Origin of the sequence: Spiroplasma endosymbiont of Cantharis nigra, assembly GCF_964019925.1 — a bacterium.
Lineage (GTDB): Bacteria > Bacillota_I > Bacilli_A > Mycoplasmatales > Mycoplasmataceae > Spiroplasma_A.
On record NZ_OZ026470.1, the window covers coordinates 1,078,788 to 1,093,582 of the forward strand.

Sequence of the window (14,795 nt, forward strand, 5' to 3'; positions counted from 1 at the left end):
AATGCAATATGCAAAGAAAAAGTTTGGACAAAACTTTATAACAGATAAAAATTTAATTAATAAAATTATTGATATTTTAGATCAAGATGAAGATCATTTAATAATTGAGATTGGCCCGGGAAAGGGAGCTTTAACAAAAGAACTAGTTAAGAGATTTAATAAAATTATTGCCATAGAAATTGATAGAGATATGGAGAGTATTTTAAAATCAGAGATTAATTCTGAAAGACTTGAATTAGTAATTAATGATTGCCTAGAAGTTGATTTTAAGGAACTAATAGAGAAATATGAGTATAAAAAAGTTTCAATTATTTCAAATACTCCATATTACATTACAAGTGAAATAATTTTTAAAGCCTTAAATATTTCTAAAAAATTAAATAAAGCAATATTCATGGTTCAAAAAGAAGTTGCACAAAGAATTTGTGCAAAGGTTAGTGAAAATAATTACAATAATTTATCAGTTGCGGCGCAGCTTTACTCGGATATAAAATACGAATTTACTGTTAATAAGAATATGTTTAAACCAATTCCAAAAGTGGATTCTGCAATTATTTCTTTTAAATTTAATGATACTAATTTAAATAAATTAAATGATAATGATTTAAAGTTTGTATCTTTTGTAAGAAAGTTATTTAATAATAAGAGAAAAACAATATTAAATAATTTATCAGTTATTACAAATAATAAAGAGCAGGCTTTTAATATTCTCAATAAGGTTGGAATAAGAGAAAATCTTAGACCAGAGAATATAAGTTTAGATCAGTACATAAATATTTATAATGAGGTAAAGAAATGTTATTAAAAAGTTATGCAAAAGTAAATTTGAGTTTAAAGGTAAGTAAAAGGAAAAAAAAGCTTCACAAAATTAATTCTATCTTTACAAAAGTAAACGATTTATATGATGAGATAGAAATTAATAAATGTAATCAAAAAAGAGATTTAATAACTTGTAATTTTAAGGAACTAGAAAAAGAGAATTTTGTTTATAAAGTTTTAAGTTTCTTACGAGATAAAAAAATTATCAATTCTTATTATCATATTAATATTTTTAAAAATATTCCTATTGGTTCTGGATTAGGCGGAGGAAGTAGTAACGCAATTACTGTAGCAAAGTATTTTACAAAAAATATTAGAATATTAAAAAAAATCTCAAAAATCATAGGCTCAGATTGCTTTTTTTTCATATGAGATTTTAATACTGCAATAGTAAAAGGTTATGGAAATAATGTTAAAAAAATTTCAGATGTTACTCAAATAAAAAAACAGGATTTAATTTTTACAAAAGTTAAATGTAATACAAAAGAGGTTTATGACAAGTTTGATAAAATTAAAGCTTGAAAAAATGTCTTAGAAAAAAATATGTTAGAAATTCCTGCTTTGCAATTGTATCCTAATTTAAAGAAATATAGAGAAATAGGCCAAATGAGTGGTTCAGGGTCAACTTTTATTAAAAAAACTAGTTTATTTTAATAAACTAGTTTTTATTTTTTTTTAAGCATGTCTTGAACAAACTTTAATGTTATCTAAATCTTGGTTAGCAACATTTTGTTGCATTTTCATAGCTAATACACTTGCAGCAGCGCCACCTTGATTTGTTTTTCTCATTTCTTCAACGCATTTAAAACATGATGAATCAAATTCTTTTTTCATTATGTAAACCTCCCAGTTATAAACTTATTCTACACTAAATCTGAAAAATCTAGTGTTCTATTTGCTCAGTTTGTAGAGAAGTTAATATCGTGAGTTGTAAGAATTACTGTTCCTTTAAAGCTTTCTATTGCTTCCAATAAAGCTTCTTTTGCTAGAACATCAATATGATTAGTTGGTTCGTCAAGAACTAACAAACTACATGGAATCATACTTAAAGCAGCTAATCTAACTCTTGTTTGCTCTCCCCCAGATAATTTTTCCATTGGTTGCATCATTAATCCACTTTTAACACCAAATTGAGCAATTTTAGCTCTTGCTTCTGATTCAGTAATGTCATTGAATTTATTAATTAAATATTGAACAGGACTAATTCCTCTTACATCTTCAATTTGTTTAAAGTAAGCATATTCAACAGCATTTCCGAGCTCTACTTCACCTTTAAATGCAGGTATTTCTGTAGACATAGTTTTTAGAAATGTTGTTTTACCAATACCATTTCTACCACTAATAATACATTTTTCTCCTTCTCTTAATTCAAAGTTAAGTTCGTGTAAAAGAGGTGAGTCGTAGCCAATAATTAAATTATGAGCCTTCACAATAACATTAGTGCTTGGTCTTTTATAAGAAAAAGAAAACTTAGGTTTTGTTAAATCTCTTCTCTCTTGTATTACATCTATTTTTTCTAATTGTTTTTGTCTTGATTGTGCTGATTTTGCAGTAGAAGCTCTTGCTTTATTTTTTGCAACATAAGTTTCTAGTTTTTTAATTTCTCTTTGTTGAGCTACAAAAGCTTTGTCATATTGTTCCTTTTGAATTTCTGCTTCTTCAATATATTTATCATAATTTCCAACATATCTTGTAAGTTTTAAATTATCAAGTGCATAAATTATTCCACAAGTTTTATTAATAAAATCATTATCATGTGAAACCATTATGAAAGCCTTTTCAAAGGATTGTAGGAATTTTGCCAGTCATTTAACTTGTTCTAAATCTAAAAAGTTTGTAGGTTCATCAAGTAATAAAAAGTCATCTCCACTTAATAATAATTTTGCCAGTATTACTTTACTTCTTTGACCACCACTCAATTCACCCATTGATGTTTGAAGTTTTTCTAATCCAATTCCTAAACCAGTAACTAAATTCCCAATTTTTTTATCAATAGAATCAAAGTCATTTAAATTTAAAGTGTCTTGATAACTTAAAGCTTTTACTAAATCATCTTCTTTATATTCAATAGCCATATCTTCATAAATTTTATTCATTCGTGCTTCTAATTCAAAAAGTTCTATAAAAGCTCCCTTTAAATATGAATCAACACTTTCATTTAGATCAACATCTTGATGTTGATCTAAATATCCAATTTTTGTTTTTGGGTGTATTTTTAATTCCCCTTTATCACATAACATTTTTCCAGCTATTATATTTAATAAAGTTGTTTTTCCAGTTCCATTTGGTCCAATCAAAGCAATATGCTCTCCTCTATTTAGTCTAAAGCTTGTATTGTCATACAATTTTTTTCCACCATTAGCATGTATTAAATTATCTAAAAAAACTAATCCCATTTTTAACCTCCATGATTATTGCAATAAAAAAAGTCCTTAAGACTTATAAATAAACAAGCATAGGAATTTTTATTAACTCCTATTAGATTATATATTAATTTCCTTTATTTAACTTTTTTCAAGTAATATTTATCCTTTTTATTAATTTAATTTTCTTCGAATATTTAGTGTTTAGACAACTTAAAAATTATTTAAATTAGATAATCAAGGTTATATTTAAGGTCTTTAAATTTAGCAAATCATAAAAGGTAGTTAAAAATTTGATATTATATTTAAGGAGACTTATATTTATGAACAAACAAGATATTAAAATTTTTGGTTTATCATCAAACAAGAATTTAACAAAAAAAATATGTGAGATATTAGGGGTTGAAGAATCACAAGCCAATACGTCAAAATTTTTAGATGGAGAAATGATTGTTCAATCACTTGATTCTGTTAGAGGGCAAGAGATATATATTGTGCAATCAACAAATCAACCAGTAAATGATAATTTAATGGAGTTATTAATTGCAGTAGATGCTTTTAAAAGAGCAAATGCAGCTAAAATAAATGTTGTTATTCCATATTTTGGGTATGCTCGACAAGATAGAAAAGCAAAGGGTAGACAACCAATTACTTCAAGATTAGTTGCTAATCTCATTGAAACAGCGGGTGCACATAGAGTAATAACTGTTGATTTACACTCTGCTCAAATTATGGGATTTTTCAATATTCCAACAGATAATTTTTCAACTGCTCAAATAGTAGCTTCAGAAATTATAGATACAATTTCAAAAAATAAATTAGATCCATCACAGTGTATACTTGTATCTCCAGACCATGGGGGTTTATCAAGAGTACACGGTGTTGCAAAATATACAGGTAATATAACTAATGGTATTGCTGTTATTGCAAAAAGAAGACCAGAGCCAAATAAGGCAGAAGTAGAATTTATTTTGGGAGATGTTAAGGATAAAACTTGTTTTATTATTGATGACATGATTGACACGGGTGGAACAATTATAAAAGGAGCTCAAGCTTTAAGAGAACAAGGTGCAAAGGAAATACATATAATTGCTTGTCACGGTTTATTTAATGGTGAAGCTGTTTCAAAAATGCAAGCAGTGATTGATAATAAAACTGTTAATAGTGTTGTTGTAACAGATACAATTCAAATACCTGAAGAACGTAAATTTAAAGGATTAAAAATTATTTCAGTTGCAAAACTCCTGGCTCGAATGATAAAAAGCTCATATGAAAAATCTTCATTAACAGGAGTTTATAATGAAGAGCAAGATAAGATAGTGAAAAGAGTTAATACATATATTAAAGGATATAAAAAATAGAATGTCTAAATTAATTGTTGGTTTAGGTAATCCTGGGAAAAACTATGTTAGGACAAGACATAATGCGGGTTTTATAGCTATTGATGTGTTATTAGAAAAATATGGTTTTCAAAAAAGTTTAGAAAACTTTAATGCTGAAATTTTTTTCTCAAATATAAAAGGAGAGAAAGTGCTTTTTGTAAAACCTCAAACTTTTATGAATCTATCTGGAGAAGCAGTTATATCAATATTGCAATATTATAAAATAGAAATTAAGGATTTTATAGTTTTGTACGATGATAAAGATTTGGAATTATCTAAAACTAGATTCAGAAATACTGGTAGTTCTGGTGGGCATAATGGAATTAAAAACATTATAAGTCATTTAAAAACTGAAAATTTTAATAGATTAAAAATAGGAATAGGCAATCCAGGAGATTATAAAATTGTGGATTGAGTACTGTCAAAAATGTCAGAAGATGAAATTAATTTAATTAAAAATCAAATTTTAAATATTTCATCTTTTGTAGAAGAATTTATTTTTGTAGAAGATTTAAAAAAAATTATGAATAAGTTCAATTAAGGAGAAAAATGAAAAAATATAATTCATTAGTTGTAGTTGGTGCCCAATGGGGTGATGAAGGTAAAGGTAAAATGACTGATTATTTTGCTCAAAAAGCAAATCTAGTTGTTAGATTTGCCGGTGGTGATAATGCAGGACATGTTATTAATTTTAATGGTCAAAAGCATAAAGTTACAATAATACCTTCAGGAATTTTTAATAGGAGAGTAACAAATATAATTGCAAATGGTTGTGTTGTAAATTTATTAAACTTAGTTAAAGAATTTGAAATTATTAAACAAAGTGGAGTTGATTATGGTAATCTTTTAATTTCAGATAGAGTTCAATTAATTTTACCTTATCATGTGATGATTGACGAAGCTCAGGAAAATGAGCGTGGAGAAAATAAAATAGGAACTACAAAAAGAGGAATAGGACCTGCTTATCAAGATAAAGTTTCTAGATTAGGAATAAGACTTGGTGAATTAGGTGAAGAAAACTTTAAAGAGCGATTTAAATTAGTTTTTGATTATCAAATGAAATTTCTAAAGAATATGTTTAATATTAAATCTTTGGATTTTGAAAATACATATAAAGATTTGATTGAGGCATACAATAAAATTAAAGAAAGAGTAATTGATGCTGATTCATTTATTGAATCAGCAATTAAAGAAGGCAAAAAAGTTTTATTTGAAGGAGCTCAAGGAGCTCTATTGGATATAGATCATGGAACTTATCCTTATGTAACCAGTTCTAATACATCTGCAAATAATGCTTCAACAGGTAGTGGAATAAGTCATAAATTAATTGATTCGACTATGGGTGTTGTTAAAGCATATTCAACTAGAGTTGGTGCAGGTGCATTTCCTACAGAATTAAATGATAAAATTGGTGATGAAATAAGAGAACGCGGTAATGAGTATGGTTCAAATACAAAAAGACCTAGAAGAATTGGATGACTAGATGCTGTTGCATTAAAACACGCAATTAGAACGTCTGGAATAGACTCAATATTTATTACATTACTTGATGTTTTATCAGGAGTTGATGAAATTAATATTTGTATAAAATATGAATTAGATGGAAAAGAAATTAATAATTTGCCTAGTGTAAATCAAAAATATGAAAGATGTAAACCAATATATTTATCAAATCCTGGCTGAAAAGAGGACATAACTAAAGTAACTTCATTTGATCAATTACCACATGCTGCTAGAAACTATTTAATGATGATTGAAAAAATATGTGAAGTAAAAGTATCAGGATTCTCAGTGGGACCAGATAGAGAACAAACAATAATATTAGAAAACATTTTTTAAGTGAGGTAAATTAAAATGATAGAACGTTATGCTATAAAAGAAGTTGAAAAAATTTGAGCTGATAATAATAAACTTAATATCTGATTACAAGTAGAAATTAATGTTGTAAATGCTTGAGCACAATTAGGCTATGTCCCGCTTGAGGAAGCAAAAAAAATTGAAAAAAGTGCAAAAGTTGATATTAAAAGAATGCTTGAAATTGAGCAAAAAACAAAACATGACGTTGTAGCATTTACAAGGATGATTTCAGAACAACTTGGATCAGAAAAAAAATGAGTTCATTTTGGATTAACATCTACAGATGTTGTCGATACTGCTCAAAATAAAATGATTCAACAATCAAATATTTTATTGGAAGAAGCTTTAATTAATTTAAGCGTTATTTTAAAACAAAAAGCAGAACAAACCAAAAAAATAATTATAATGGGAAGAACTCATGGTATGTATGGAGAACCAACATCTCTTGGTCTAAAATTTCTTTTATGATTTGATGAAATTCAAAGACAAATCATAAGATTAAAATTAGCAAGACATCAAATAGAGGTTGCTAAAATATCTGGTTCTATGGGAAACTATGCAAATTTAGAACTTGAAGTTGAGGAATATGTTGCAAATTCAATGAATTTAAATTTAGATAATATATCTACTCAAGTTACTCAAAGAGATAGACATGCATTTTTAATATCTGTAATTGCTAATATAGCATCAACTTTTGAAAAAATAGCTACTGAAATAAGACATTTTCAAAGAAGTGAAGTTCAAGAAATATGTGAAGGTTTTGGTAAAGAGCAAAAGGGGTCTAGTTCAATGCCTCATAAAAAAAATCCAATAAGTTCGGAAAATATATGTGGTCTTTCAAGATATGCAAGGTCTTTTGTTAATACAGCCTTTGAAAATAACGTTTTATGACATGAAAGAGATATTTCACATAGTTCAAACGAAAGATTAGTTTTTCCAGATATTTATAATATAATCATTTATGTATCAAAAAGAATGACAAATACAATTAATGATTTGGTGATTAATGAAGATTTAATTGCCTTACATATTAATGACCAAAAAGGAATATTTTTTAGTCAAAGAATATTAACCTACATTTTAATGAAATATGAATTTTCAAGAGAAGAGATTTATGACTTTATACAAAAGTGTACTTTGGAATGTCAAACCTCAAAAAAAAGCTTTAAAGAAATTTTACTTAAAAATGGAATTATGAAATATATTTCATCAAAGAATGAATTAAATGAGCTTTTTGATATTAATTTTTTCATTAGAAATGTTGAAAAAATATTTAGAAGGGTGATGAATAATCATGGATAATCAAAAGTTAGTAACTTTAATAACAGAAGAAGAAATTAAAGCAGCAATTGCAAAGGTAGGAACAGATTTAGGTAAAACTTATGAAAATCAGCAATTAGTTATTGTGGCTGATTTATCTAGCTCATTTATTTTTATAGCTGATTTAATTAGAGAGTTGCCAATTGATGTGACAATTCAGTTTGTAACAACACCAAAAGAAAATGAAGATTTATTAATAGACCTAGGTTTAAAACATACTTTGACAGATAAAAATGTATTAATTGTAAATGATGTTTTAAATAAAGGTAATAGGCTAGAAAAATTACATAATCTTGTTGAAAAAGAAAAGCCTGCGAATATTCAAATTTTAAACTTAATTGAAAAAAACATTAAGGATAGAAAAATGGAATTAGAAAGTGCATCACTATTTAAATTAGAAGATGTATTTGTTGTTGGTTATGGATTAACTTATAAAGAAAGTTATAGAGGACTAAAGGGAATATATAGTCTTTCAATAGAAGAATAGTTATGAAAAAATATTTTTTTGTAACAACTCCTATATATTATCCAAGTGGAAACTTGCATATTGGTCATGCTTATACAACAACCTTAGCAGATGTTATTTCAAGATATAAGAAGGAAAATGGATTTGAAGTTTTCTTTTTAACTGGTTCTGATGAACATGGTCAAAAAATTGAAGAAAAAGCAAAGGAAAATAATTTAAAGCCAAAGCAATATGTTGATAAAATAGTTCAAGGTTTTTTAAATTTATGAAAGCTATTAAATATTGATTATAATCGCTTTATCAGAACTACTGATGAAGATCATGTGGCAGCCGTTAAAGAAATTTTTAGTGAACTATTAGAAAAAAAATTAATATATCCATCAACTTACAAGGGAAAATATTGTATTAGTTGTGAAGAATTTTTAACAAAAGAACAAATGGATGAGTCGTATAATCATTTTATTTGTGGTAAAAAAGCTGAAGATTTTGAAGAAGAAACATATATGTTAAAAGTCTCAAGTTTTAAGAAGTATTTGCAAGAGTTATTTACTACAGATTTCTTAGAGCCAGAATCAAGAAAAAAAGAGATGCTAAATAATTTTATTAATAACGATTTAGAAGATTTATCAGTTACAAGAGTAAGCTTTAATTGGGGAATTCAAATAAAAGAAAATCCAAAACACGTAATATATGTATGATTGGATGCACTTTCAAATTATATTACTGCGTTAGGTTATAAATCAAAAAATGATGAACTATTAAAAAAATTCTGATCAAAGGATACTGAAATTTTACAAATTATTGGAAAAGAAATTACAAGATTTCATTCAATTTATTGACCAGTAATATTAAACTCACTTGGTTTAAAAACTCCTGATAAATTATTATCTCATGGTTGAATATTAAGTGGTGATAAGAAAATGTCAAAATCAATTGGTAATGTTTTAGACCCAATTGAAATAATTAATAAATACTCAAGTGATGCATTACGATTCTATATAATAAATAATTTACCTACAGATAAAGACGGAAGTTTTACAAATGAATTATTTATAGAATCATTTAATAATAACCTTGCAAATAATATTGGAAATTTAATTTCAAGAGTATCTAATATGATAATTAAATATTTTGACGGTTTACTTCCAAATAAAAATGTTTTAAATCATTGATTGGTTAAAAATGCTTTTGAAACAATCGAAAATTATAAAGAACAAATGGATAAATATAGTATGTCACAAGCAACTCAGATTATTTTAATGTTAGCACAAGAATGTAATAAATTTATTGAAGATGCAAAACCTTGAACTTTAGAAAAAGAAAATAAGACTGAAGAGTTACTAGAGGTATTATCTGTTTTACAAAAAAATATAGTTATAATTTCTTATTTATTGAAACCAATTTTAGTTAATTCATATCCTGATATGATAAATCAGATGGGATTAGATCCAAAACAAATTAATTTTAATAATTTAAAAGAGGATTTTAAATTTAAAAAAATAGTTGATAAATTAGTATTATTTGAAAGAATAAAATAAAAGAGAAGGAGGCGTGCACATGCAAGCTGAAATAGTTGTAGTTGGTGCAGGCCATGCTGGTGTAGAAGCAGCATTAGCTTCTGCAAGAATGGGAAAAAAAACAATTTTAGTTAACTTGTATAAAGATAAAATTGCAACAATGCCATGTAATCCATCAATTGGTGGTCCAGCTAAAGGAATTGTTGTAAGAGAAATTGATTCACTTGGTGGAGAAATGGGTAAAGCTGCGGATGCTACTGCAATGCAAGTTAAACTATTAAATTCTTCTAGAGGACCTGGTATTTGGGCATTACGTGCTCAATCAGACAAAATTGAATATTCAAAGTATATGGAAAATGCTGTTAATAATCAAAAAAATTTAGAATTAGTCGTTGGAGTAGTTAAAGATATATCTTTGGATTCAAATAATAATATTAAGTCAGTTATACTTGAAGACAAAACTGAAATTCATTGTAATGCAGTTATATTAACTACTGGAACTTATCTCTCTTCTTTAATATATCGAGGTGAAGAAAAATATGAAGGTGGTCCAAATGATGAAATTACAACGAAATCATTAAGTCAAACATTAGTTAAACTCGGACTTAGAACTTTTAGATTTAAAACCGGAACACCTCCAAGAGTTAAAATGAACTCTATAAATTTAGAAAAAGCATTAATTGAACCCGGTACAAATGAAGAGTTAGCTTTTTCTTTTTCTACAAAGAAATTTTTACCATTTGAAAAACAAGAAGTTTGTTATTTAATTCATTCAACTTCAAAAACTAAAAAAATTATTGAAGATAATTTACATAGGTCAGCAATGTATTCTGGAGAAATTGAGTCTGTAGGACCAAGATATTGCCCAAGTTTTGAAGATAAAATTGTAAGATTTAGTTCAAAAGAAACTCATCAAATTTTTTTAGAGCCAGAATCAAAATCTTTGGATACTTTTTATGTTCAAGGATTCTCAACTTCTATGCCTATTGAGATACAAGATAAGATGCTTAGAAGTTTACCAGGTTTTGAAAACGTTGTAGTAGATAAATGAGCTTATGCAATTGAGTACGATTGCATTGATCCTCAACAACTAAAATTATCTTTAGAATTAAAATTGATAGGTAATTTATTTTTGGCAGGTCAGATTAATGGAACTAGTGGCTATGAAGAAGCTGCAGGTCAAGGTTTAATTGCTGGAATAAATGCAGTAAGAAAAATTGATAATTTAAAACCTCTAATTTTAAAAAGAAATGAATCTTATATAGGAGTTATGATTGATGACTTAATTAATAAGGGAGTAATTGAACCTTATAGATTACTTACAAGTAGAGCAGAAAATAGATTAACTTTGAGAAATGATAATTCTGAAATACGACTAAAAAAATATGGCTATGAAGTGGGTTTAGTTTCAGAAAAAGAATGAAAACTACATCAAAAATTTGAAAGAGAAATTTTTGAAAAAATGGATTTATTAAAAGAAGTAAGATTTAGTCCTAAAACAGATTTAGCAATAGAATTAAAAGAAACTGGTCAAGCTGTTTTAACTCAGGGATTTAGTGCTTATGAAATTTTAAAACAGCCTAAAGTAGATATAAATATTTTTAAAAAATATATTAAAGAATTAAATGAACTTTCAAAACAGCAGCTTCAAACTTTATTAATATTAATAAGATTTGAAGGTTATATAAAAAAGGAAAATGAAACAATTGAAAAATTCGTAAAACTGGAGAATAAAAAAATACCTAAGGATGTTGATTATTCAAAAGTTGAGAATATTGCTTTAGAGGCAAGACAAAAGTTGGAAAAGGTTAAACCTACTTCAATTGGTCAAGCTTCAAGAATAACAGGAGTAAATCCTGCAGATATTCAAATGTTACTATTTCACTTAAAAAGGAAATATAATGAGGTATAATTCATGATTAATGTTAATAAGAAAAATAAAACTAAGAACAAGATTTTTGAATTTTTATCTGTTTTCTCAATGACCTTTGGAATAGTTGTTGGTAGTGGAATTTATTTAAAAAATGCTGGAGATAATGGTGTACTTGCAAAAGCTGGGAATAATCCCTATTTAGCAATAGCTGTTTGAACACTTATGGCATTTTTTTGTTGTTCAATGATGTTATCTTTTATAGAGTTATCAAGTTCAACCAAAAAAGGTGAACATAATACCTTAACTGCTTGAGCTGGAAGATTTCTTGGGAGAAGATATGGCTCATTAGTAACAATACTATATGCCATTATTTATCTTCCAGTTTTAATAATAATTGGAGCATTATTTACAACCAGTAGTTTTTTTCAATCTATTAATATTATTTATGAATTCTCTACAGGTAAGGAAAGTTGATTAACAGGAGATACAAAAATTATTGTTGAAATATTTGTAGCTTCATTAGTATTAATTTTATTTCAAATTGTTAATACTTATACAACCAAGCCAGGTAAAATTCTGCAAACTACTCTTTCTTTTTTAAAGTTTATTCCTTTAATTACTGTCTTAATAGCAGGAATTACTTTTTTCTCGCTTGGTAAAGAAAGTTCATTTGATCCAGAAAAAGTAGGAGGTTTTCAAATTAATAATATATTTTTGACCATGGTTCCAATTATGTTTGCTTTTGATGGCTTTCTAGACTCAGCTGCAATACAAAAGGATTGTGAACATAAAGAAGTCGTTGCTCCAGCTATGATGACTGGAATTGTTGCGGTTTCTATATTTTATATAATAATTAGTGTTGCAATTTTTATGGGAGCTTCTGATGGGAATATATTAAATATTTTTAAAAGAGAGGGTATAGATCCAAGAATTCATTTTACTTTTAATTTAATAATTACTTTAACTTTATTGACAATGGTAAATGCATATAGTGTTATTTATCCAATAGTTATAAGAGCTTCAATTGAAGAGAAATTTGTTTATTCCAAAAAAAATGGAGGAGAACTGTCTAAAATAAAATCAAGTTGAATCTCAATATTAATTGTTTTTATATTTTTTATTGCCTTTGTTGGTTCAAGTTTATTACTACCAAAAAGTATAACTGGAGATGACTCTTACTTATATACAGCATATTTATCTTCTGACTCAACAATAATAATTGTTTACTTATTTCACATTCCTTTGTTAGTGCAAATGCTTATAAATAGAAAAACCAAAAAAATTGAAGTTAGAAAAGTCAGAGGGGCCTATTGTGCGGCAATATTTTCTTCTTCAATGTTAATTTTGACTTTGGGTTACATTTATTATTTAAATATTATAAAATCATTAATAGATGGACAGCTGGTATCTCCAATAATGTGATTTGTATTTATAATAATATTAGTAGTTTTTTGGATTATTAATGAAATGATTATTTCAAAAAATAATATTGAAATAAATGATTTTTATTTTAGAATAAATCCAAAAAATTGATTTAACTATGATAAGCAAAAATGTTTAGATATTTTTAATGCTAGAAAGGTTTTAAAAAATGATAAAGGTAAACAAAGTAAACAAGGCAAAAAATAAGTCATTTGAATTTTTAACTATATTTTCAATGGTTTTTGGAATTGTAGTTGGTAGTGGAATCTATTTAAAAAACAAGGTAGAGGCTGGTGGAGTATTACATGAAGCTGGAAGGAACCCATGATTAGCACTAACTGTTTGATTATTTATAGGAGTTTTATGCTCACTTATAATGTTAACTTTCATTGAAGCAGCATCTGCAACAAAAAATGATGGCCATTCTACAGCTCAAAGTTGAGCAAATAAATTTATTAATAGAAGAACGGCTTCTTTATTTTCTATTTTATATATTTGTATGTATCTTCCGATTTTAGCTGGTTTGGGAGCGCTATTTACAGTTAAAACGGTCTTTAGTGGAATTAACTCATTTTATTTTATTGTAAATGAAGAAAGTCTAATTTTAAAAATTGGAAAAGTACAATGGATGTCGTTGGAGTTATTTTTCTCAACATTAGTATTAATTGGTTTTTCATTAATGAATATTTTTACCCATAAGCCAAGTAAACTTATTCAGAGTATTTTTACTATTGTTAAGTTTTTACCTTTAATAACTATTGTAATTGGTGGGTTTACACTCTTTGCAATTAACTCAGATGGCAATAATTCATTTAATCCTCCATCAGACTTTGAACCGTGACAAGTAAATACTTTTTTTGGAACAATGATCCCAATACTATTTGCATTTGATGGATTTATTTATGCAGCAACTTTACAAAAGGATTGTGAACATAAAGAAGTTGTAGCTCCAGCAATGCTTTCTGCAATTATTGCAGTGACATTGTTTTATATAATAATTACTATTTCAATTTTTTTTGGAGCAAATGATGGAGACGTATTTAAATTATTTGATAATATGTTTAGTAAATCTCCTTGAGTATCTTTATTATTTAAAATTGTAATTGCTTGTACAATTTTGACAACTGTAAATGGTTATACAACTTTAATCCCTAAAACAGTTCAATCTGGTGTTCAAGAAAAATTTATTTATTCAAAAAATGGTAAAGATAATATTAGCTATGTAAAATCTGGTTTTATTGGAATGGCAATAACAATGTCAATTTATGTATTATTTATTACAATATCAATCTTAATTGACTGAAACAGTGCAGAAATTAATTATTTCTTAGTTGCCGACTATTCCTCAAATAGTACAGTAATGTTTGGTTTTGTAGTCTATTTAATATTAATGATTTTTGTATTACATAATAGAAAAACCAAAAAAGTTGAGACTTTAAAAATCAAAGGTGGTTTTGTAATTGGAATAATAACATCAACAATATTGTCTATTATAATGGCATATGCATATTATGACTTTTTAATTGGCAAGTTTATGTCAAATGATTTAAACACAATGATTGATCCCATTTTATTAATATTTTTTGCTATGATACTTGCCATTGCTTGAATAATTAATGAAAGCTTAATTTCAAAAAATAATATTGATGCTAATGACTTTGTTTTAAGAATTAAACCAAAAAATTGATTTAATTATAATAAAGAGTTGGAAATTGAAAAATTTAAAAGTAAAAGTAATGTAAAATAAAAAAGAAATTAATCTTTTTTATTTTTTTT

General features: G+C 26.5%; 13 protein-coding genes. 11 read left to right on the forward strand and 2 right to left on the reverse strand.

Features of this window, described 5'->3' with window-relative positions; translation table 4 throughout:
• Position 1 precedes the first annotated feature (1 nt).
• Positions 2-805 carry a 16S rRNA (adenine(1518)-N(6)/adenine(1519)-N(6))-dimethyltransferase RsmA gene (gene rsmA, locus AACL04_RS04730; protein WP_339029994.1) on the forward strand — a complete coding sequence of 268 codons (804 nt, stop codon included), beginning with the start codon at positions 2-4 and terminating at the stop codon, positions 803-805.
• Positions 796-1,473 carry a hypothetical protein gene (locus AACL04_RS04735; RefSeq protein ID WP_339029996.1) on the forward strand — a complete coding sequence of 226 codons (678 nt, stop codon included), beginning with the start codon at positions 796-798 and terminating at the stop codon, positions 1,471-1,473. The genes rsmA and AACL04_RS04735 overlap by 10 nt, the downstream gene beginning before the upstream one ends.
• 21 nt (positions 1,474-1,494) lie before the next feature.
• Here the strand turns inward: AACL04_RS04735 and AACL04_RS04740 are convergent, their stop codons facing one another.
• Both AACL04_RS04740 and AACL04_RS04745 read right to left on the reverse strand, forming a co-directional pair.
• Positions 1,495-1,653, reverse strand: coding sequence for a hypothetical protein (locus AACL04_RS04740; RefSeq protein ID WP_339029997.1), 159 nt, complete (start codon positions 1,651-1,653; stop codon positions 1,495-1,497).
• Between the two features lie 29 nt (positions 1,654-1,682).
• Positions 1,683-3,215 carry an ABC-F family ATP-binding cassette domain-containing protein gene (locus AACL04_RS04745; RefSeq protein WP_339029998.1) on the reverse strand — a complete coding sequence of 511 codons (1,533 nt, stop codon included), beginning with the start codon at positions 3,213-3,215 and terminating at the stop codon, positions 1,683-1,685.
• A gap of 290 nt (positions 3,216-3,505) precedes the next feature.
• Between AACL04_RS04745 and AACL04_RS04750 the strand changes: the two genes are divergently transcribed.
• Genes AACL04_RS04750 through AACL04_RS04790 form a run of 9 tightly spaced genes read left to right on the forward strand, consistent with a single transcriptional unit; the run spans position 3,506 to position 14,766 of the window.
• Positions 3,506-4,543 (forward strand): ribose-phosphate pyrophosphokinase, encoded by a 1,038-nt coding sequence (locus AACL04_RS04750; RefSeq protein WP_339029999.1) that lies wholly within the window; start codon positions 3,506-3,508, stop codon positions 4,541-4,543.
• A 1-nt stretch (position 4,544) separates the two neighbouring features.
• Positions 4,545-5,105 carry an aminoacyl-tRNA hydrolase gene (gene pth, locus AACL04_RS04755; protein ID WP_339030001.1) on the forward strand — a complete coding sequence of 187 codons (561 nt, stop codon included), beginning with the start codon at positions 4,545-4,547 and terminating at the stop codon, positions 5,103-5,105.
• An 8-nt stretch (positions 5,106-5,113) separates the two neighbouring features.
• Positions 5,114-6,403: an adenylosuccinate synthase gene (locus AACL04_RS04760; RefSeq protein WP_339030003.1), complete on the forward strand. Its 1,290-nt coding sequence runs from the start codon at positions 5,114-5,116 to the stop codon at positions 6,401-6,403.
• A 15-nt stretch (positions 6,404-6,418) separates the two neighbouring features.
• Positions 6,419-7,723: an adenylosuccinate lyase gene (purB, locus tag AACL04_RS04765; protein ID WP_339030005.1), complete on the forward strand. Its 1,305-nt coding sequence runs from the start codon at positions 6,419-6,421 to the stop codon at positions 7,721-7,723.
• Positions 7,716-8,228, forward strand: coding sequence for a phosphoribosyltransferase (locus AACL04_RS04770; protein ID WP_339030007.1), 513 nt, complete (start codon positions 7,716-7,718; stop codon positions 8,226-8,228). Before purB ends, AACL04_RS04770 begins: the two co-directional genes overlap by 8 nt.
• A 2-nt stretch (positions 8,229-8,230) precedes the next feature.
• Complete coding sequence (metG, locus tag AACL04_RS04775; protein ID WP_339030008.1) at positions 8,231-9,745, forward strand: methionine--tRNA ligase; 1,515 nt, start codon at positions 8,231-8,233, stop codon at positions 9,743-9,745.
• A gap of 13 nt (positions 9,746-9,758) precedes the next feature.
• Positions 9,759-11,636, forward strand: a complete 1,878-nt coding sequence (gene mnmG, locus AACL04_RS04780) for a tRNA uridine-5-carboxymethylaminomethyl(34) synthesis enzyme MnmG (RefSeq protein ID WP_422397900.1) — start codon at positions 9,759-9,761, stop codon at positions 11,634-11,636.
• 3 nt (positions 11,637-11,639) lie between these two features.
• Positions 11,640-13,226 (forward strand): amino acid permease, encoded by a 1,587-nt coding sequence (locus tag AACL04_RS04785; protein WP_339030011.1) that lies wholly within the window; start codon positions 11,640-11,642, stop codon positions 13,224-13,226.
• Positions 13,189-14,766, forward strand: a complete 1,578-nt coding sequence (locus AACL04_RS04790; protein ID WP_339030012.1) for an APC family permease — start codon at positions 13,189-13,191, stop codon at positions 14,764-14,766. The genes AACL04_RS04785 and AACL04_RS04790 overlap by 38 nt, the downstream gene beginning before the upstream one ends.
• Positions 14,767-14,795: the final 29 nt, after the last annotated feature.